Genomic DNA, 17,193 nt, shown 5'->3' with positions numbered 1-17,193 from the left:
TTAAAAAGATGATTAAATTTTAAATTAAACTCAAACTTTAAATACTTATCTAAATTAGTAGTATGTGGTGATGTAAATGGGATTAGTTCAAGAATTTAAAGAATTTTTAAATGAATATAAAGTCTTGGGAGTTGCAGTAGCTTTTATTATGGCAGGTGCAGCAACAGCATTAGTTCAAGCATTAGTTTCTGATATTATTATGCCTATTGCAAATCCTTTATTATCTTCTACAGGGGGAAATTGGCAAACAGCAACATTTGCATTAGGGCCAGTTAATATCGCAGGGGGGCATTTCTTATTTGCTATAATTAATTTCATAATATTAGCATTAGTTGTATTTATGATTGCTAAATATGTAATGAAAGAAGAAAAAGTTGGTAAAAAATAGGTGATATAAATGGATTTTTTAAAAAATTGGGATTTAGCATTGGGAAGTATATTTGGTATTTTAATTGGGATATTAGCAATATTTTTATTTGCAGGTATTGGAGCGATTATGGGTGCAATTAGTGGAGCAATTATAAGTATAATTCCCATCTTAAATTCATTAGTAATTAAAGGATTTATGCAAATATTTGATATATCAAATCCAGATTTAATAGCAATTGGTGCAATGCTTGGATTTATAGCAGGATTCTTTAAATCTGCAACAAATAATAAATTTTAAAGAGGGATATTATGAAATTAATTGAATTATGGAATAAAAAAATGGATATTTGGGATATAGGTTTAACAAAACTAGCGGTGTTTTTTGGTACTTTATTTATTGCTAGTTTAATACCTCAAATATTATCCTTAAATTGGTATATATATCTTATTGCAGCTTTGGTACTTGCTATAAGACCCATGTATAAATTTTTTAAAAAATAATTTTTTTATTTTTTTTAATTAAAAGAGATAATCTTTTAGAAAAACTAAAAAGGTTTTAGAAAGAAACAATTTTAAAAACTTGAACCACACAATATTTATATATTTTTTGTGCATATATTTAATAGAAGGTGAACATATGACTATAGTAAATGTTAATTTAAGAGGCCAATTAGAACGTTTTGTTGAGCAATATATTGAAGAAGGGTATGCAACTTCTAAAGCCGAAATTATTAGAGTTGCTTTAACCCAATATTTTGAAGAAAAGAAAAAAAATAGACATAAAGAAATAAATGAAGATTTAAAATTTACAATGAATGCATCAGAACACTCATTAAAAAAAATATGGGACAATGAAAAGGAAGAAAAGTTTTGGTCAAGATATTATTGAGGGATATTATGAAACCTGGTGAAATATACATTCTAAATTTTCCTTTTTCTGATCTTTCAGGGTCAAAGAAAAGACCTGGTTTAATAATTTCAACAGAAAAACATAATCAAAAAACAGAAACTGTTATTATGATGGCGCTTAGTACGAATCTTGAACTTGATTATTCAGTGATAATATCAGATTCGGACCTTAAAGAAGGCTCTTTATTTGGAGACAAAAGCGCAGTCCAATATAACAATCTATTCCGTGCACATAATTCATTAATATCAAAAAAAATCATGGTATTAAAACCTGAAACATTTAAAAAAATTATAAACAAATTCAATAATGAAGTTCTTGTCAAAATTTAATAATCTTTTAGAAAAACTAAAAAGGTTTTAGAAATGGAAAATATGACTAAGCAAGTGAAAGTTGATCGTCACCTTACAAGTTGGTTTGCTAAATTGTATGTTATTGGTTTTATATTTTTATTAATTTTTTTATTTTTGCATTCGGAAGCATATGATTGGAGAGAAATTGTTCTAGCCCCAGGAATTATTTTAATTGTCGTGTATTTGATATATGCTGGAACATATCTGCCAATTAATTTAGCAGATGTGATTTCAGATTCCAAACTTGTTGAGATTAAGGTTAGCAAAGCAAAAAATAAATTTTTTCTTACATTCAAAAAAAGAATAATTTGGGAATTTTGGTTTGGTTTTTACGATTGTGTTAAATTAGAATTTACAAACATCAATAATATGAAAAGCATTTTTTATATCCCTTTACCCTACAAAAGTAATTTTTTGTTTGATGGTGAAAGGCTATCAAAACATCAAAAGATCGATTATGTCGAATTTGAAAAACTTATTAATCATTACAAAAAGGAAGGGATAAGTGTTGAAAATAGGTTGGAAAAAGGAGATTTTAAAGAAACCAATAAAACACTTACACGGTAAACCCTAACTTTTAACACCGCATAATGGTACACTGAACAATAGCCAAACAATGCAAAAACCCATACTTTGATATGGATTCGCCTGTTTGGCGGGCTTATGAGGCACACTTTTGTTATATATCATCATTACAGTAAACCAAACATAAAAAATTCAGTTTTTGGAATTAATATGAGTTTACTGTTATGGTTCTTGAAAAGCGCAGTAGTTTATCATTATGCGGTTTTTAACCTAAAGTAAATCCTGCATTAAATGTACCAGAATTACCAGCATTAATAAATCCCTCTGTTGCTCTTAAACTTTCTATTCTTTGTAATTCTTCAAAGTATTTTTCAATATTGAATTTAGATCCTTCTAAAATATATCTACCTTTATTTTTAATTTCTAATATTTCTGCTTGATATAAATAATCTCTAATTTTTATTAAAGAATCTAAATCTTTAACATTTTTTTCAAAATATAAAAATCTAAAAAATCCATTAATTCCATCAACACGAATTAAATTTTTTATTAAATCATCTGAAATACCTATATTTTCTAATTTTTGTTTTACTAAATTACTTTTAAATTCCATAAAATCACCAACTTTATTTTAATTACAACTTTTTTTAAAACTATGTTAATCAAAAATAAAAATATTTAAAACAATATCTAGCCTTTACGCATAAAATATATAAAAGCATAAATTTTACTGACGTTGTATTAAGACACAATAACTTAAAAAGAAAAAGAGTATTAGTTTTTCTAAAAGTATTTTAATTATTGATAAAATACACTTTTTGATAATTTAAAAAGTATAAATTATAGATTAAGTTTTAAATCTTACTTTAATATCTATTATTATGATTTATATACATTTATTACAATTAATAATTTTATTCTTTGTAATTATTGATCCATTTGCTAGTTTTGTTATATTTTTGACTGCAACAGAAAAAATGAATAATTCTGAAAGAAACAGAGCAGCAGTATTAGCAGTATTGATTGCTTTATTAATTTCTTTTATAGTTTTAATATTTGGTCAAAATATTTTGAATTTATTAGATACGAGTATTGAAAACTTCAAAGTCGCCGGAGGAATAATTTTATCCTTATTAGGAATTAAAATGGCCTTAGGTTATTCACTAACTGATTCCCATTTAAATAAAAAAGAGTCTGTTAATGCTATTGCTTGTCTTATTGCAACCCCTTTATTAACAGGTCCAGCTACAATAACAGCAATTATTATTTCATCTGAAGAATATGGAATGATAAGCACTGGTATTGCTTTATTAATAGTTTTTTTAATCTCTGCTATTATTCTACTTTTATCTTCTAAATTAAAAAAAATAACAGGACCGACAACAATTCAAATATTATCAACAATTTTAGGATTAGTTACCTTAGCTTGGGGAGTAACATTTATTAGGGCAGGATTAGGTATATAAATACTCTTTTAGTTTTGCTAAAACTCTTTTTCCTAAAGGTTTTCTTTATAATACGCGCCTTTATAAGGCCCTTTAGCATCTTCTACTTTAGCAAAAGTCATTTGCGCTATTCTTGCTTTCTTTTTAAGAATTAATCCTTCTGGATTATAAACAACTAATAATATCTCACTTTTACCTTCATAACCAGGATCCCAGAATGCAGTATGTATTGTAGCGCCACATCTAAGTAAAGTAGACCTAGGTAAACATATACCTAAACAATCTTCAGGAATCTTTATAAATTCAGATAATTGAACTTTATATGCTCCTGGTTTTAAGAAAATTTCATCTTCAAATTCTAATTCTTTAGTATCTGCTATCTTTCTATTTGAATTATCATAATCTATTTGTCCTTTTGAAGTAAACTCAAAAATTTTATCTAAAGTTAAATCAACACCTGCTTGTTGAACTTGAATCTCAGGTAAATTTAAATTAGGAACAATAATCATATCACCACCTGAAATAAATTTAATTTAAACCTTTAAATATATATATATTACTTATTTTAAAAAAGAAAAAAGAATATTAGTTTTTCTAAAAGTATTTTTATAATTATTTATTACTCAGCTAAATAAATCAATATAACTCTTAAATTAAAATACTTTTTTAGTTTTACTAAAACTTTTTATCTTTAATAAAAGTGGTTTTTAATAATTTAATGTCTAAAAAACCTCTATTTTTATATAATACAAGATTGATTTTTAAATTATATAGTTGTGAATAATATGCAACTAGATTGCAAATATCAAAAGGAGGAATTTAAATGGCAGCAAAAAAAGCAAAACCAAAAAAATAAATGCCGTTTTAATCTTAATATAACATTTTCTTCTTCTTTTTCTTTTTTTAATATGTTTTGTAAATATTCTCTAATTCTTGATATGAAACAGCTAATAAACCGCCAAAAATAGCGGTTAATATCTGAATTAAACCCATAGTTGTTAATAAAATATCAGGAAAATTAAACAAATAAACAGCAATAAAGGCACTTAAAAATAATATTATAAACTTAGTTATAGAAGATAACAATAAACTTACTCCTAAATTTAATCTTTTCTTAAAAATGCAAAATTTATTTATTAAAATATATGAAAAATTACCTAACCAAATTAAAGGTGCAAAAATAAATAAAATTAATATAGGAGTTCCAAAAATAATACCTGAAAAAATTGCTCCAATACTAGGTAAAACAACTATTGGTAAAATAAATTTCCAACCTTTTTGAGTTATTGCTACTCTAAATAAAATGGCATTAACTAATGTTCCAACCACCCATTGAGGATGAACAAAAACAGAAGGTAGTATAATACATAAAATTGAAAAAAATAATATCTCAAATAACAGTTGTTTATATGATAAAATACCTTTGTTTAAATTTATAATCTCATTAAAATACATAAGTAAATTAAATAGGGAACATATAAAAAGATTTTTATGAACTACTCTCTTAAAGCAATTTTATCATCAGAAATCTTTTTTGGTTCATTTATCATGACTATTTCAAAATCGCCCAAGTGAGATTTTGCTTTTTTATTAATTAATTCGATACTTATTCTTTGATCATTTTTACTTATATTTTTTAAAAGTTCATTATTTATTTGAACTGCAAAAATTCCTCCTAAATTTATATCAAATTTACCTTTTATTTTTGTATATAAAGCACTTAATTTGTCTATACTAATAATATAATTAGTGATTTCTTCTTTTGATTTACTATCATAAAAAGCTATTTTAAATTCATTATCTATAGGTATAAAAACTATGGAAACTTCTTTGTTATTTTTACATTTTTCTAATTCTTTTAAAAATTGATCTTCTAATGTTTCAACTTTAACAAGCTTAGGTAATAATTCTTTAAAATCCATAATAAAATAAGAAACTAAATATTTAAAACCATTTATTTATTTTTATCTGCCTTTTAAGGGTTTTCTTCTGCAAACATCTCCTTTGAGATTTACGTAATACATATACCCTTTTTGTTTTCTAACAGGAGGAAAATCTATTTTTTTATCAGTAGTTTCATCTCCAGGAATTGCTTCATGAAGAAAACCTTTAGCATCCACATAATACATATATCCTTTTTTTACGTTTATTGGTTTATTTGATATAACTTCTTCTTCCATATTATATTAAATAAAAGAGAGATTTTTAAACTTATCTTTATGTTTGATTTAACCAAAAAACTATTTAGTAAGTAAATCTAAAATTAAAAAATCATCTTAAAAAAATATTTCCTTTTTGATATTCTCTTATTAAAATCTTTGAAGCTTCATAAATATTTAATTCACCATCTTTTAAAAGTAATCTTCTTCTTTTTGCTATTTGCTTTAATGCATACTCTGGATCATCTGTAATTGAAATATCAAAATATTTAAAGAATTTTTTTTCTTTTTTTGCTATAAATTGTTTTATTATTCTTATTGCTATTTCTTCTGGATTATCTACTTTATCTACGTCAACAGCAGATTTCATAACTAATGAAGTTCGCCCTTCTTTTCTTGGATATACTCCTGGTGAATCTATAAGCAATAATCTTTCATTAATTCGTATATATTGTTTTCCTTTTGTAACACCTGGAGTTGGACCTATTTTTACTGCTTTTCTTCCAACTAAATAATTAATTAATGAAGATTTTCCCACATCTGGATAACCTAAAATACCAACTTTTAATTGATCTTTCCTAGTATTTTTAGTAATCAGATCAAGAAGTTTATTTTTACCATATTTCTTTTTTGAACTCAAAAAAAGATAATCTAATCTTGTTTTTAATTCTGGTTTTGTAGTTATTAAATCAGATTTATTAATTGCAATAATTAATCTCTTTCCTCTTGCTAATTTTTCTATTGCTTGATTTCTTGTTCCTTCAACATCTCGTGCATCAACTACTTCTACAATTGCATCAGACTCTTTTATTATCCATTTTATTCTTCCAAAAGGATTTCTCATTGTTTTTCTTGCCATTTTACCATCTATATATCTTTTCTATTGCTTTTTTTAATAAAATTTTAATTAAAATATTTTCATCTTCACTAATTGTAATATTTATAGCTCCAACTCCTTTTTCTTCTTGTCTGCTAATTCTAATTGAATACCCGTATTGTGATTTGTTTATTTCCAATACATTATTTTTAATATCCTTTGAACTTTCATAATCCCCTTTTGAAGGCTGATGAAACAATTTTATTGTATCAAGTTTATTCTCTAATACACATAAAAGTTTTGATACATCTTGAACAGATAATTTGATAGTTAATTTGTTTTCCCAATCAAAATTTTTTTCTGTTTTTTGTTTTGCACAATCTAAAAAAATTGCTTTTTTTAGAACATTAAAATCTAATTGTAAAGCAGATCCGGTATTACTTTTATTTGCTTTATAAATTCTCAAGGGTTCGGCTTTTTCTTCCATAATATCACCTGTTTTTACTTAATATATAATTTACAATTTGAATATTAAATTCTTCTTTTTCATATTTTATAATATTGATACATGCAGGAGTCTGCCATATATTAAACATTTCATCTTCATTCATATTTCCTGTATATCTTAAAATAACTCGATTAACATCAAGATGTCCAATAATTAAAACAGCCTTTCTCTTGTCAATTTCTTCTGTTATATCATTGATACCTTCTACAACTCTAAGTATTAAATCTTGCCAAGATTCTCCTCCTTTTGCTTCTAAAATGACTTTAAATAATTTTCCTTCTGATTTATGTAAATGTTCTTTATAAAATGCTGAAATTACATCCCATCTTTTTGCTTCAAATAATCCATATTTTCTTTCATTAAAATTTTGTATTTTTGATACTTTTGGTTTCTTCTTTAAATATTTTAAAATTATTTTAGCAGTATCTTTACTCCTTTTTAACTCACTAGTAAAAATCATAGAAATATTTTTATCTTTAAAAAATTCACCTAGATTTTCTGCTTGTTTTTTACCTTTTTCACTTAATGCAACATCTTGACTTCCAGTTATAATATTTTTTTTATCAAATTCTGATTCTGCTGAATTAATAAGATAAATTATCATATATACTTTAAGTAATCTGTATTTTTAATTATAACGCTTCGATTTTACTTTTTATCTCTCCTAACGGATCAGTTTTTTTTAACGCAGAAGATACAATTTTTGGGAATATATTTTTAATATAATTTTCTGCTTGCTTAGGATTAATTGAATCTGATACTTTATCTACTGCTTCTAGAACTGCTATTAATAATTTTTCTTGATCTCCATATAAATTTTTTAAAGAATTAATAAAAATTTCTTCAAATAAATTTGCTGTTTCTTCTGCATCTTTTTTTGAAAATTCATTTTTTCTTGAATCTAATCTAAAAAATAATTCTTTTTTAGCCGACATAAATATATTTTTTCTAAAATTATTATCTTTATCTGCAATAAATTGCAATAAAGACCCCTTAAATAATTCATCTACTTTCTCTTTGTTATTTAACTCTAAAGCCTGTTTTATAATTATATCTAAAATTCTTTCAAATTCTTCTTCATTTGGGTGTAATTCTATTAATTTCTCTATAAAATTAGTTCTTAAATACGTATAGAATTTAAAATATCCACCAAATAAATTAAAAACAGGTTTATTATCAACTTTAGAAAGTTTTAATTTTATTTTTAAAAACATTTTTTTAAATTTTGCTTTTGGGTCCACATTTTCTTTTTTTGGGGGTTTTTCACCACCCAAGGGATTTACTTCTTTTAATTCAAATTCTTGATATAACAAATATATAATAACTGATTTTCCTGTAATTTCATGTTTAAAAACTAGCCCTTCATTTTTAAGTTCATCTAAAAATTTTAATATTGATGATTTATTTTTTTCTAATTCTGTTAAGGTACTAAATTCAATTTTTGCTTTTGCTTTTTTTTCATCAACTAATTGATTTAGTTCATCTTTTGCTTTAATTGGAAATGTAGATTCTTTTATTATTTTTTTTAATTTTTCTTTATTCATAATATACTCTCAAAAAAAGAATATAAAAAGGTTTTGATAAAAATTAATCTATAATTAAATAAGATTTTATAGCTAATTTTGCTTTTTCTATATCTCCTATAGGTCTTACTGCGATATGGGTGATTCCTTTTTCTTTAGACAATAAATATAATGTTTCTAAATCAATTCCTTCTTTAGATAAAGTTTTTATCACCTTAGCTAATTCACCTGGTTTATCATCTAAATTTAGAATCAAGATATCTCCTATAAATGTCTTATATCCTTTTTGGCTTAATACTTTTTCTGCTGTTTTTGGGTCTGTAGTAATAATTCTAATTACTCCTTTATTTAATTCTCCTTGGGCAGAAATTGATTCAATATTCACTCCAGAATTACCTAATAAAGCACATATATCTGCGAGAACCTCTGTTTTATTCTCAGAAAAAATAGTTATTTGTTTCATGTTTACACACCCCCAAATAATTTAATATAAATAGTAAGAAACTAAAGCTTATAATAATATGTAAAGCGTCGAGGGTGGGATTTTCATTACTCCATTTTCTTTTTGGGGTAAAGGTCACTTTTTCCTAAAAGGAAAAAGGTAGATTTATTTGAACCCACGTGTGCGTAGCACACTAGCTTAGCAGGCTAGCGCCCTACCAGGCTAGGCGACCTCGACAAAATAAATTTTACCTAGCCATACTTTTAGCTATGCTAAAATATTTAAAAGGATGGGAGAAGCCCGGAATAGCTGAATAAAACCTGTTAGGTGCCCTAAATCTAGGCTCCAGCCTGTAGACTTAATAGCATGGATTGAAATGTTTATGGCTGCTCCTTCCGGCCTGACCAGTTTCACAAGTCAAACCATCCATCAAGGCAGACCTTCGACGCTTTCGATCTAGGCCTAAACAAATTTTACACAACGCAACCGGATTTCGGTTCCGCCAAAGGGGATTTGCGGACAGGGACCCCTAGCCCCCAACCTATCTCCCATTAAATATTGATATATTTCCATTTAAATATGTTTGCTAAACCTTAATTTTTTTAAGAAGGGAAAAGAAAACATTTATAAACTCCGAAAACCACAAAAAAACTATGGAAATACAAATAGGAACAAAAATTATGAGAGTACCAAAAAAAGATGCAGACAACAGACTTATTTTTGAAAAAGGAATTCATCCATTATCTTTTGTTGGATTATCTAAATATCCAAAAAAACCAATTTTCCAACTTCCTTTGGAAGAATTATTAAAAGGAACAAATGGGGAGGGATTATTTTTAGATCTAATATTTTCTTTAAATGCTTTAGAAGGTGTTCAAACAGAATATTTCAATGCTCCAAATATTGAAAAAATTAATTTATGCTCTGATGGAAATAAAATTGCTAAAATAACAGATGGAATAATTAATTTAAGAATTCAACCAGAATATTTACAAGCAGTTCAATTAGTTTCAACTTTAATAAATGCATTTAAAATAGATAATTATCCTTTTTTAGAAAGAGATGATATTTTTGAAACTAGTTTTTTTGAAAATAAATTAGAAAATGATTTCGAATTTATAACAATAAAATTTTCATTTGAACAAGTAGCAGATTATCAAAATTTATCTGCAATAGAACATCCACACGCTCGATTTTCCCCTCTATTATTACAACTATTTATGGAAACAACATATACAAATACTTTATGTAAACTTATTAAATCTATTGAACAAATATTTTGGGGAAATAAAGATACTATTTTAATAAAAATCGTTCCAAAAGAACAGTTGCATAACAGCCAGAAGGAACAGTAAAATTAAAAACAGAATTTGAAAATTCAAAATCTTTATAAGTTGTAAAAAAAGGTCTAAAAGTTCCTTTTGAACTTAATTCTTGAAACTTTTTTAATCTAAAATTTTCTGTGGTAATATTAAACTGATTTAATAATTTATCTTCTATTTCATTTGTTTTTGTTTCATAACCTATAATATTTGAACATAAAATTCCGTCTGTAGAATTTTGTATTTTATGTTCAATTTCTGGAAAACCATATGAATTTAAACCACAATAATATTCATTTTCTTTTGCTTCATAATCTTTATTTTTAACTCTTTCACTTAATTCTAAATTAAATAAATATGATTGAAATGCATGCATAAATAGTAATGAAATTCCTCTTGGAATTTTTCTTAAAGCCCCAACATAATCATTTGGATATTTTTCTAACCATTCAATAATATTTCTCTCTAATCTTAAATATCTTGGAAATTCCTCTAAAGCTCTTTTATAATTCAATGTTTCAGCAAGATTAATTCTAGCTTGTTTTGCTTCTTCATTATTTTCCCCTTCTGTATTTAATAAAAATTCTTTTATTGCTGACCCATAGTCTTCTTTTATGATATATTCACCAATTTTATGGGTATTCTGTCTAACGGTTCCAAATCTTTGGTCCCCAAAATAATTAACAAATTTTCCATTTAATTCGTTATTTATATTATTAATTTTTTCTTCTGCTTTTTTATCATCAAGATTAGTTATTTTTATTTTAAATCTATTACCTATTAAATCTCCTAATTGTACTTTTTTATCTTCATACCACATTCCATTTATTTGAATATCTTTTAATTTTAAATTCTGAAGAGCTTTTTTATTTATTGCAAAACCAGAAACTAATTGTGTAGTAATTGCTTGTTTATCTTTTGTTCCAGCCCAATTAAATCTTTTATCTTTAGCATGTAATCCTTTTGCAATTCTTGAAATAGCTCCTTCTGTTGTCCATTGTTTTTTTTGTAAAATAAAATAAAGAAATTTTCCTTGCGTATCTGGTTTTTCTATTTTTTTATCTATTTCTAAGATAATTCCATTTTGCATTATTTCTTCTACTATAAAATCTTCAGGCTCTTGTTTCATTTGTCCTTTTATTCTTAATAGATTATGCTCTAGTTCCACATATATAATAAAAAAAGAAGATTAATTAAATCCTTGCTTACTTATACCTCTTATTAGATATAAAAATACATTTTTTAATCAAATTATTAAAAATTATGAATTTTTTACCAATTTTAAACAATTTATCAATTTCATTTTGATTAAAAATATATTTGTTTTTCAAACATAAAAATATTACACTAGTTAATTCTTCTTCGCTTGCATAAGCAGAAATAAAATAATCTAATATATTAGATACATTTTTATTTTCCTTTAAATATTCCTCTAATATTTTAAATGCATTCCTACTAATCTCTCTATTTGAATCCGAACAAGCAATTAATACCAGTTTTAATCCACCATAATAATTTATATTAATATTTTTTAATTCTGGATTATATTTTATATACCAAGAATAAATTATTGCTATGTCTTCGGGAGATGAAAAATTATTTAAATAATTTTCAAATTGTGTCAAAAAATATGGGTTTTCTTTTATTTTATCTAAAATTTTTCTTGCTCTTTCAGAAAATTCATTATTTTTATCTTCAAGTCCTTTAAATATCAATCTAATTGAGGCTAGTTTATCTAAATATAAATTATTGAATAACTCTGGGTCTTCACGAATAAATTTATAAAATTGGTCCGCTTCTTCTAATGAACATTTATTATTTAAAAATAAATATATATTTTTTATAGTTTCTTCTTTATTTTCTTTTATTTGTTCTTTTAAAAGTTTGAATGCTTGTTCAGATACTGCAAAATCATTATGATTCAAAAATTTAGAAATTAATTTTATCCCAGATTTAATATTTAAATCAATCAAAAATAATGCTTCTATCTCCTTTTCAAATTTACTTGCAGGATATTCGTCTAAAAATTTAATTAATAATTTATTAAAATCTATATTGATAAAAAATTCTGTGTCATCTTCTAAACTAAATACTTCTCCATCTATCATCTTTTCTTGCTCTAAAGGTAGATTATTAAAATACTCATTTAAAAAAATTTCAAAATGCAAACAATCATTATCTATATTCATACCTTTTCTTTTTTTAAATTCAAAAATTTTTTGAAGATTTTGAATAGGTATTTGAGAAAAATATTTTTTAATTTCAATATTATCTGTTTTTGATTGAAAACGACCAAATGAGTTTAGTATTTCAGGTAATTCTTGTATTGGGGGAATGAACTTCCTTGTTTCTTCAGTTAATACTCTATAATCTAAACTCATAATTTTCACCTCTTTTTTTATATACTATAATCTTAATTTAATTTTAAATATTCAATTTTATATTTCTGTTATTTTTTGATTCTTTAGAATCAGTTTCACTATTAATAATCCATTTATTATTTCCTGTTCTTTTTTCTGTTAATCTAATGAGATCAGATATAGTTAATTCTCTTTGATCTGTATCTGTTATATCAACTATGTTATTTAAAACTTGTGTTAATTTTTTAATTTGTTCTTTTTTACCTATATTTTTCTCTTTTTCAATAATTTTATCTACTAAATCTCCAATTTTTTCTCCATTTTCATCTTTCCATGTACCAACTCTTAATGAGATTATTCTAAGCCATTCTTCATCAGCAATATCTATACTCATAATCTCAATTATTTTAATTAAACCAATAATAGTTTGAGAATCTATTCTTGGGTGAGTAACCACATATTTTATACATAATTTAACAAAATTTTTATCTTCAACAGGATTTTGTGTTACCCATTCAATTAATTTACTCATTGCTAACCTGGTTATCTCTCTTTTTTCTTTTGGAAAAGAAATATTTGCATCTGTTGCTATAATAAATAATTTCATTAAATCATTTGGATGATAAGTATGGTTTAATCCCTTTGTTAATCTGAATATCCAATTTTTAAATGCATATTCTGTTTTTTTATTTTTTAATTCTTCTTCTACTATCCTTGCGTATTTATCATAATTATTATACTTTAATCTTTCAGACATGCTTAATCACCTTTTACTTAATATTAATTAAATAGTATTAAATTCTGTTATTTATATTATTTCTTTGTGTTTATAAAGGTTTTTATTCTTTGCTTTCTAATAAATCCCACAATGAAATTAATTATTTGTGAAAAACCAAAGGTTGCTAATTTAATGGCTAATGCTCTTGCAGAAGATAAAGTATTAGCTAAAAGAATTAATGGTATTAATTATTATGAAATAAATAGAGAAGGAGAAGACATCACTATAGTTTCTGCAGTAGGACATGTGTATACCTTACAACAAGAACATCCAACAAAGGGATATCCTGTTTTTGATATTAAATGGAAACCCTCATATAAAGTAAATAGAGATGCAGCATATACAAAAGCATATGTACTAACTATTGAAGAATTAGCTAAAAACGCAGATGAATTTATAAGTGCATGCGATTATGATTTAGAAGGATCCCTTATAGCATATAATGTAATTAGATTCGCGTGTAATTCAGAAAAAGGAAAAAGAATGAAATTTTCTGCATTAACAAAAAAAGACCTTATCACTGCATACGAAAAAATGACAGATTTAGATTATATGAATGCTTATGCAGGTGAATCAAGACATATTTTAGATTGGTATTATGGTATTAATTTATCTAGGGCATTAATGGGGGCAATAAGAAAGAATAATGTATACAAAGTAATGAGTATAGGTAGAGTTCAAGGACCTGCTTTAGCTATTTTAGCAAGAAGAGAGAGAAAAATAAAAGAATTTAAACCAGAACCTTATTGGGATTTATGGGCTAAAGCAAAAAATTTAATTTTTATGCATGTAAAAAATAAATTTGAAAAAGAAGATGAAATGAAAAAAGCATTAGAAAATTCAAAAAGTCCAGTAAAAGTATCAAAAATGATTAGAAAAGAATTTAAAGAAAAACCATACCCTCCTTTTGATTTAACTTCATTACAAGTTGAAGCATATAAAATTTTCAAATTCCAGCCTTCTCAAGTATTACAAATGTCTCAAACATTATACGAAGCATCAATGATTTCATATCCAAGAACATCATCACAAAAATTACCAGATTCATTAGATCATAAAGGAATAATTGAAAAATTATCAAAACTTCCAAAATATAAAGAAGTAATAAAAAAAGCAGTAACTAAAACAAAACCATTTGAAGGTACAAAATCAGATCCAGCACATCCTGCTATACATCCTCTTGGAACTTTATCCCAAATAGGCACAAATGAAATGAAATTATATGATTTAATTGTAAGAAGATATTTATCTTGTTTTGGAGAAGATGCATTAAGAGAAAATCAAGAAATTAGGATCGAAACAAATAAAGAAGAATATAAAATAAATGGCAGAAGAACTATTGAAAAAGGTTGGTTTGAAATTTATGAACCATATTTAAGACTACAAGAACTTACCTTACCTGAATTTAAAAAAGGTGAAGAATTTGATGCTAAATTTGGAAGTGATAAAAAAGAAACAAAACCCCCAAATAGATATACTCCTTCATCTATTGTATCAACATTAGAAAAAAAGAATTTAGGAACAAAAGCAACAAGATCAACTATTATTGAAACACTTTATAAAAGAGGGTATGTAGATGGAAAAAGTATTGAAGTTACCCCATTTGGAATGTCAGTTTATGAAGTCTTAACTAAAAATTGCGATGAAATTTTAGATGAAAAATTAACTGAACATTTTGAATCTGAAATGGAAAAAATACAAGAAGGAAAAATTGCGGAATATTCTGTAATTGAAGAAGGTAAAGAAACTTTAATAAAAATTTTAGATAAGTTTAAAGAAAAAGAAGATACAATTGGTAAATCTTTAGCTGAAAATTTTAAAATTAGCAATCAAAATGTAATAGGTAAATGCCCTTCATGTGATGAAGATTTAATTGCAATAAAATCAAATTCAACAGGCAAACAATTTGTTGGATGTAAAAACTATCCAAAATGTAATGTTAGTTATCCATTACCTCAAAATTCATTAATTGAAGCAACAAATAAAATTTGTGAAAAATGCCATACTCCAATTGTTAAAGTAATAAGAAAAGGGAAAAAACCTTTTGAAATGTGTTTAGATGTTAATTGCGAAACTAAAAAAGATTGGGGAAAATACAAAAAACCAATTGCTAAAAAAACAGTTTCTAATTCAACAATTGCTAAAAAAACAGTTTCTAAAACTATTTCTAAAAAACAAAAGAAATAAATATGTTATCTTATTAAATTAATATACGACCAAAAAACCAAGGTGAAAAGATATGAATAAAATAATGAGTATATTATTAATATTGGGAATTATGATATCTTTTTCTTATGCAGCAGAATGTAAAGGAGACTTATGCTGTGAAGGAGATGATAGTGGATATAAATATTTTACAGGAAACTGTGCAGATACTGATAAAGACCCTTCCTTAGCAGGTAAATTCTGTAGTTCAGGAGAATGGTATGATTATGCAGTAAAATGCGGATGCCCAGCAGGTTATACTACTGACACTTCAGATACTGAAGATGGAGAATGTGTAAAAACAACAGTTAAAGAAGAACCAAAAGAAGAAGTAAAAGAAGAAATTAAAGAAACAACAAACGAACTAGAGAAAGAAATTATACCAGAAACCACAGTAGAAATTGAAAATAAAGAATTAGATAAATATTACAAATATGCACCAGTTAATGCAATTGAAGATTCTAAAGGACAAGGCTGTGGATTATCAACAATAATAATTGCAGGTGTTTTGGGATTAATAGGACTAGCTTACAAACATTAATAAAGGACTAAGTCCTTAACTTTTTTTGTATTTTTTAATATTAAAGTTTATTGATAAATTTAAAATGATTGCAATACTATTGTTTTGCAACATATTGCAGTAATAATTTGCTTGACCGCGATCACATTGGCTTTGCCAATTCTCGCGTTCGCGCTTCGCTTGACCGCGATCACATTGGCTTTGCCAATTCTCGCGTTCGCGCTTCGCTTGACCGCGATACTGTTGCTGTGCAACATATCGCAGCCATTCTATGACCGCGATAGTGTAGAGGTAGCATACGGGACTGTGGTAGCCTTTTCGGTATGTCTAAAAGGCTAGCGAAAAATATACAAATAATGGCTTGCAGTCATCCTTTGGCCCGGGTTCGATTCCCGGTCGCGGTCCTTTAATATATAAAAGGAGATAAAATGATATATCTAATATTAATTTCAATAATTGCAATTGCTCTTCTTATTATCATATTAAAGACTAGTATGAATTTAATATTCAAACTTATGTCTAATACAATATTAGGTTTTTTATTTATTATATTATTTAGAATATTTGGAATTATAATTCCTATAAACTGGGTTACTCTTTTAATTACTATAGTATTTGGTATTTTAGGAACAGGAATTCTAGGAATTCTTACCTTTTTAGGAATTATCTAAAATTATATTTTATTAACTATCTTTAGCAGGTTAAAACCAACTGATTTATCTGTTGGATAAAACCTGCGCTTTTTCTAAAGTATTTTTAATATTTAATGTTTTTTACTCCTTAGCGACGCACAAGCGCGAAGCGCTTGTACATACACATCGTCGCTGGAGAAGATACATATGAATAGTGGAAACTTTACAAATAAAAACCATTGCATTGGATTAAATCAGTACCATTTTGAGTTTTGTCCAAAATATAGATATAAATCTTTAAGAAGTCAGCATGTAAAAGACTTCTTAA

25 protein-coding genes, 2 tRNA genes and 1 other RNA gene are annotated in these 17,193 nt (G+C 25.6%); 12 read left to right on the top strand and 16 right to left on the bottom strand.

What is annotated here, in order from left to right; genetic code table 11:
* Window positions 1-76: 76 nt before the first annotated feature.
* The 6 genes from WC356_05500 to WC356_05475 all read left to right on the top strand — a co-directional run bounded on the left by WC356_05500 (window position 77) and on the right by WC356_05475 (window position 2,196).
* On the top strand, window positions 77-388 hold the full coding sequence (locus tag WC356_05500; GenBank protein MFA5382599.1) for an MscL family protein: 312 nt from the start codon (window positions 77-79) through the stop codon (window positions 386-388).
* A 9-nt stretch (window positions 389-397) separates the two neighbouring features.
* Entirely contained in the window at window positions 398-667 is a 270-nt protein-coding gene (locus tag WC356_05495) for a hypothetical protein (protein ID MFA5382598.1), read from the top strand.
* An 11-nt stretch (window positions 668-678) separates the two neighbouring features.
* A complete protein-coding gene (locus WC356_05490; GenBank protein ID MFA5382597.1) occupies window positions 679-870 on the top strand; it encodes a hypothetical protein in 192 nt (63 codons plus the stop codon).
* A gap of 136 nt (window positions 871-1,006) precedes the next feature.
* Complete coding sequence (locus WC356_05485) at window positions 1,007-1,258, top strand: hypothetical protein (GenBank protein MFA5382596.1); 252 nt, start codon at window positions 1,007-1,009, stop codon at window positions 1,256-1,258.
* Between the two features lie 8 nt (window positions 1,259-1,266).
* A complete protein-coding gene (locus WC356_05480) occupies window positions 1,267-1,608 on the top strand; it encodes a type II toxin-antitoxin system PemK/MazF family toxin (GenBank protein MFA5382595.1) in 342 nt (113 codons plus the stop codon).
* 33 nt (window positions 1,609-1,641) lie between these two features.
* Complete coding sequence (locus WC356_05475; GenBank protein MFA5382594.1) at window positions 1,642-2,196, top strand: hypothetical protein; 555 nt, start codon at window positions 1,642-1,644, stop codon at window positions 2,194-2,196.
* A 223-nt stretch (window positions 2,197-2,419) separates the two neighbouring features.
* Here WC356_05475 and WC356_05470 read toward each other — a convergent pair whose 3' ends face one another.
* Window positions 2,420-2,767, bottom strand: a complete 348-nt coding sequence (locus tag WC356_05470; GenBank protein ID MFA5382593.1) for a hypothetical protein — start codon at window positions 2,765-2,767, stop codon at window positions 2,420-2,422.
* Window positions 2,768-3,035: 268 nt separating this feature from the next.
* Here WC356_05470 and WC356_05465 point away from each other — a divergent pair, with 268 nt between their 5' ends.
* A complete protein-coding gene (locus WC356_05465; protein ID MFA5382592.1) occupies window positions 3,036-3,620 on the top strand; it encodes a MarC family protein in 585 nt (194 codons plus the stop codon).
* A 32-nt stretch (window positions 3,621-3,652) separates the two neighbouring features.
* On the opposite strand, the gene WC356_05460 is transcribed toward WC356_05465, so the two are convergent.
* The 11 genes from WC356_05460 to ffs all read right to left on the bottom strand — a co-directional run bounded on the left by WC356_05460 (window position 3,653) and on the right by ffs (window position 9,600).
* Window positions 3,653-4,108, bottom strand: a complete 456-nt coding sequence (locus tag WC356_05460) for a deoxyuridine 5'-triphosphate nucleotidohydrolase (protein MFA5382591.1) — start codon at window positions 4,106-4,108, stop codon at window positions 3,653-3,655.
* 394 nt (window positions 4,109-4,502) lie between these two features.
* On the bottom strand, window positions 4,503-5,054 hold the full coding sequence (locus tag WC356_05455; protein MFA5382590.1) for a hypothetical protein: 552 nt from the start codon (window positions 5,052-5,054) through the stop codon (window positions 4,503-4,505).
* A gap of 41 nt (window positions 5,055-5,095) precedes the next feature.
* Window positions 5,096-5,521 carry a hypothetical protein gene (locus WC356_05450; protein MFA5382589.1) on the bottom strand — a complete coding sequence of 142 codons (426 nt, stop codon included), beginning with the start codon at window positions 5,519-5,521 and terminating at the stop codon, window positions 5,096-5,098.
* 42 nt (window positions 5,522-5,563) lie between these two features.
* Complete coding sequence (locus WC356_05445; protein MFA5382588.1) at window positions 5,564-5,779, bottom strand: hypothetical protein; 216 nt, start codon at window positions 5,777-5,779, stop codon at window positions 5,564-5,566.
* A gap of 91 nt (window positions 5,780-5,870) precedes the next feature.
* Window positions 5,871-6,617 carry a GTPase gene (locus WC356_05440; GenBank protein ID MFA5382587.1) on the bottom strand — a complete coding sequence of 249 codons (747 nt, stop codon included), beginning with the start codon at window positions 6,615-6,617 and terminating at the stop codon, window positions 5,871-5,873.
* A gap of 1 nt (window position 6,618) precedes the next feature.
* A complete protein-coding gene (locus tag WC356_05435) occupies window positions 6,619-7,062 on the bottom strand; it encodes a hypothetical protein (protein MFA5382586.1) in 444 nt (147 codons plus the stop codon).
* A 4-nt stretch (window positions 7,063-7,066) separates the two neighbouring features.
* Complete coding sequence (locus tag WC356_05430; protein ID MFA5382585.1) at window positions 7,067-7,687, bottom strand: histidine phosphatase family protein; 621 nt, start codon at window positions 7,685-7,687, stop codon at window positions 7,067-7,069.
* A 28-nt stretch (window positions 7,688-7,715) separates the two neighbouring features.
* Window positions 7,716-8,627: a hypothetical protein gene (locus WC356_05425; protein ID MFA5382584.1), complete on the bottom strand. Its 912-nt coding sequence runs from the start codon at window positions 8,625-8,627 to the stop codon at window positions 7,716-7,718.
* A gap of 43 nt (window positions 8,628-8,670) precedes the next feature.
* Entirely contained in the window at window positions 8,671-9,069 is a 399-nt protein-coding gene (locus tag WC356_05420) for an ACT domain-containing protein (GenBank protein MFA5382583.1), read from the bottom strand.
* 66 nt (window positions 9,070-9,135) lie between these two features.
* A tRNA-Ser gene (locus WC356_05415) sits at window positions 9,136-9,285 on the bottom strand.
* A gap of 52 nt (window positions 9,286-9,337) precedes the next feature.
* An RNA gene (gene ffs / locus WC356_05410) (signal recognition particle sRNA) lies at window positions 9,338-9,600 on the bottom strand.
* A gap of 101 nt (window positions 9,601-9,701) precedes the next feature.
* On the opposite strand from ffs, the gene WC356_05405 reads away from it, so the two are divergent.
* Window positions 9,702-10,403: a hypothetical protein gene (locus WC356_05405; protein MFA5382582.1), complete on the top strand. Its 702-nt coding sequence runs from the start codon at window positions 9,702-9,704 to the stop codon at window positions 10,401-10,403.
* Here the strand turns inward: WC356_05405 and truD are convergent.
* Genes truD through WC356_05390 form a run of 3 tightly spaced genes read right to left on the bottom strand, consistent with a single transcriptional unit; the run spans window position 10,345 to window position 13,487 of the window.
* Window positions 10,345-11,538, bottom strand: coding sequence for a tRNA pseudouridine(13) synthase TruD (truD, locus tag WC356_05400; GenBank protein MFA5382581.1), 1,194 nt, complete (start codon window positions 11,536-11,538; stop codon window positions 10,345-10,347). The two genes, WC356_05405 and truD, sit on opposite strands and share 59 nt — an antisense overlap.
* 37 nt (window positions 11,539-11,575) lie before the next feature.
* Window positions 11,576-12,751 carry a hypothetical protein gene (locus tag WC356_05395; GenBank protein MFA5382580.1) on the bottom strand — a complete coding sequence of 392 codons (1,176 nt, stop codon included), beginning with the start codon at window positions 12,749-12,751 and terminating at the stop codon, window positions 11,576-11,578.
* Window positions 12,752-12,794: 43 nt separating this feature from the next.
* Window positions 12,795-13,487, bottom strand: coding sequence for a hypothetical protein (locus WC356_05390; GenBank protein ID MFA5382579.1), 693 nt, complete (start codon window positions 13,485-13,487; stop codon window positions 12,795-12,797).
* A 111-nt stretch (window positions 13,488-13,598) separates the two neighbouring features.
* Between WC356_05390 and topA the strand changes: the two genes are divergently transcribed.
* Both topA and WC356_05380 read left to right on the top strand, forming a co-directional pair.
* Window positions 13,599-15,695 carry a DNA topoisomerase I gene (gene topA, locus WC356_05385; protein ID MFA5382578.1) on the top strand — a complete coding sequence of 699 codons (2,097 nt, stop codon included), beginning with the start codon at window positions 13,599-13,601 and terminating at the stop codon, window positions 15,693-15,695.
* Window positions 15,696-15,747: 52 nt separating this feature from the next.
* Window positions 15,748-16,254, top strand: a complete 507-nt coding sequence (locus tag WC356_05380) for a hypothetical protein (GenBank protein MFA5382577.1) — start codon at window positions 15,748-15,750, stop codon at window positions 16,252-16,254.
* Window positions 16,255-16,313: 59 nt separating this feature from the next.
* Here WC356_05380 and WC356_05375 read toward each other — a convergent pair whose 3' ends face one another.
* Entirely contained in the window at window positions 16,314-16,490 is a 177-nt protein-coding gene (locus WC356_05375) for a hypothetical protein (GenBank protein ID MFA5382576.1), read from the bottom strand.
* Between the two features lie 17 nt (window positions 16,491-16,507).
* Between WC356_05375 and WC356_05370 the strand changes: the two genes are divergently transcribed.
* A tRNA-His gene (locus tag WC356_05370) sits at window positions 16,508-16,637 on the top strand.
* Between the two features lie 24 nt (window positions 16,638-16,661).
* Window positions 16,662-16,904: a pro-sigmaK processing inhibitor BofA family protein gene (locus WC356_05365; GenBank protein ID MFA5382575.1), complete on the top strand. Its 243-nt coding sequence runs from the start codon at window positions 16,662-16,664 to the stop codon at window positions 16,902-16,904.
* The last annotated feature ends 289 nt before the right edge of the window (window positions 16,905-17,193 follow it).

It is taken from the genome of Candidatus Micrarchaeia archaeon, assembly GCA_041653315.1.
Classification (GTDB): Archaea; Micrarchaeota; Micrarchaeia; order Anstonellales; family JAHKLY01; genus JAHKLY01.
The sequence above is the reverse complement of the archived record's forward strand: the minus strand, read 5'-3'. Positions and strand labels throughout refer to the sequence as shown.

What these genes read in the sequence shown, in the direction of transcription:
- WC356_05375 (MFA5382576.1), bottom strand. Translation starts at nt 16,490, where the DNA reads ATGTTGCACAGCAACAGTATCGCGGTCAAGCGAAGCGCGAACGCGAGA.
- WC356_05390 (MFA5382579.1), bottom strand. Translation starts at nt 13,487, where the DNA reads ATGTCTGAAAGATTAAAGTATAATAATTATGATAAATACGCAAGGATA.
- WC356_05380 (MFA5382577.1), top strand. Translation starts at nt 15,748, where the DNA reads ATGAATAAAATAATGAGTATATTATTAATATTGGGAATTATGATATCT.
- WC356_05495 (MFA5382598.1), top strand. Translation starts at nt 398, where the DNA reads ATGGATTTTTTAAAAAATTGGGATTTAGCATTGGGAAGTATATTTGGT.
- WC356_05485 (MFA5382596.1), top strand. Translation starts at nt 1,007, where the DNA reads ATGACTATAGTAAATGTTAATTTAAGAGGCCAATTAGAACGTTTTGTT.
- WC356_05450 (MFA5382589.1), bottom strand. Translation starts at nt 5,521, where the DNA reads ATGGATTTTAAAGAATTATTACCTAAGCTTGTTAAAGTTGAAACATTA.
- topA (MFA5382578.1), top strand. Translation starts at nt 13,599, where the DNA reads ATGAAATTAATTATTTGTGAAAAACCAAAGGTTGCTAATTTAATGGCT.
- WC356_05440 (MFA5382587.1), bottom strand. Translation starts at nt 6,617, where the DNA reads ATGGCAAGAAAAACAATGAGAAATCCTTTTGGAAGAATAAAATGGATA.
- WC356_05435 (MFA5382586.1), bottom strand. Translation starts at nt 7,062, where the DNA reads ATGGAAGAAAAAGCCGAACCCTTGAGAATTTATAAAGCAAATAAAAGT.
- WC356_05445 (MFA5382588.1), bottom strand. Translation starts at nt 5,779, where the DNA reads ATGGAAGAAGAAGTTATATCAAATAAACCAATAAACGTAAAAAAAGGA.
- WC356_05475 (MFA5382594.1), top strand. Translation starts at nt 1,642, where the DNA reads ATGGAAAATATGACTAAGCAAGTGAAAGTTGATCGTCACCTTACAAGT.
- WC356_05490 (MFA5382597.1), top strand. Translation starts at nt 679, where the DNA reads ATGAAATTAATTGAATTATGGAATAAAAAAATGGATATTTGGGATATA.
- WC356_05465 (MFA5382592.1), top strand. Translation starts at nt 3,036, where the DNA reads ATGATTTATATACATTTATTACAATTAATAATTTTATTCTTTGTAATT.
- WC356_05470 (MFA5382593.1), bottom strand. Translation starts at nt 2,767, where the DNA reads ATGGAATTTAAAAGTAATTTAGTAAAACAAAAATTAGAAAATATAGGT.
- WC356_05420 (MFA5382583.1), bottom strand. Translation starts at nt 9,069, where the DNA reads ATGAAACAAATAACTATTTTTTCTGAGAATAAAACAGAGGTTCTCGCA.
- WC356_05500 (MFA5382599.1), top strand. Translation starts at nt 77, where the DNA reads ATGGGATTAGTTCAAGAATTTAAAGAATTTTTAAATGAATATAAAGTC.
- WC356_05460 (MFA5382591.1), bottom strand. Translation starts at nt 4,108, where the DNA reads ATGATTATTGTTCCTAATTTAAATTTACCTGAGATTCAAGTTCAACAA.
- WC356_05480 (MFA5382595.1), top strand. Translation starts at nt 1,267, where the DNA reads ATGAAACCTGGTGAAATATACATTCTAAATTTTCCTTTTTCTGATCTT.
- WC356_05395 (MFA5382580.1), bottom strand. Translation starts at nt 12,751, where the DNA reads ATGAGTTTAGATTATAGAGTATTAACTGAAGAAACAAGGAAGTTCATT.
- WC356_05365 (MFA5382575.1), top strand. Translation starts at nt 16,662, where the DNA reads ATGATATATCTAATATTAATTTCAATAATTGCAATTGCTCTTCTTATT.
- WC356_05405 (MFA5382582.1), top strand. Translation starts at nt 9,702, where the DNA reads ATGGAAATACAAATAGGAACAAAAATTATGAGAGTACCAAAAAAAGAT.
- WC356_05425 (MFA5382584.1), bottom strand. Translation starts at nt 8,627, where the DNA reads ATGAATAAAGAAAAATTAAAAAAAATAATAAAAGAATCTACATTTCCA.
- WC356_05455 (MFA5382590.1), bottom strand. Translation starts at nt 5,054, where the DNA reads ATGTATTTTAATGAGATTATAAATTTAAACAAAGGTATTTTATCATAT.
- WC356_05430 (MFA5382585.1), bottom strand. Translation starts at nt 7,687, where the DNA reads ATGATAATTTATCTTATTAATTCAGCAGAATCAGAATTTGATAAAAAA.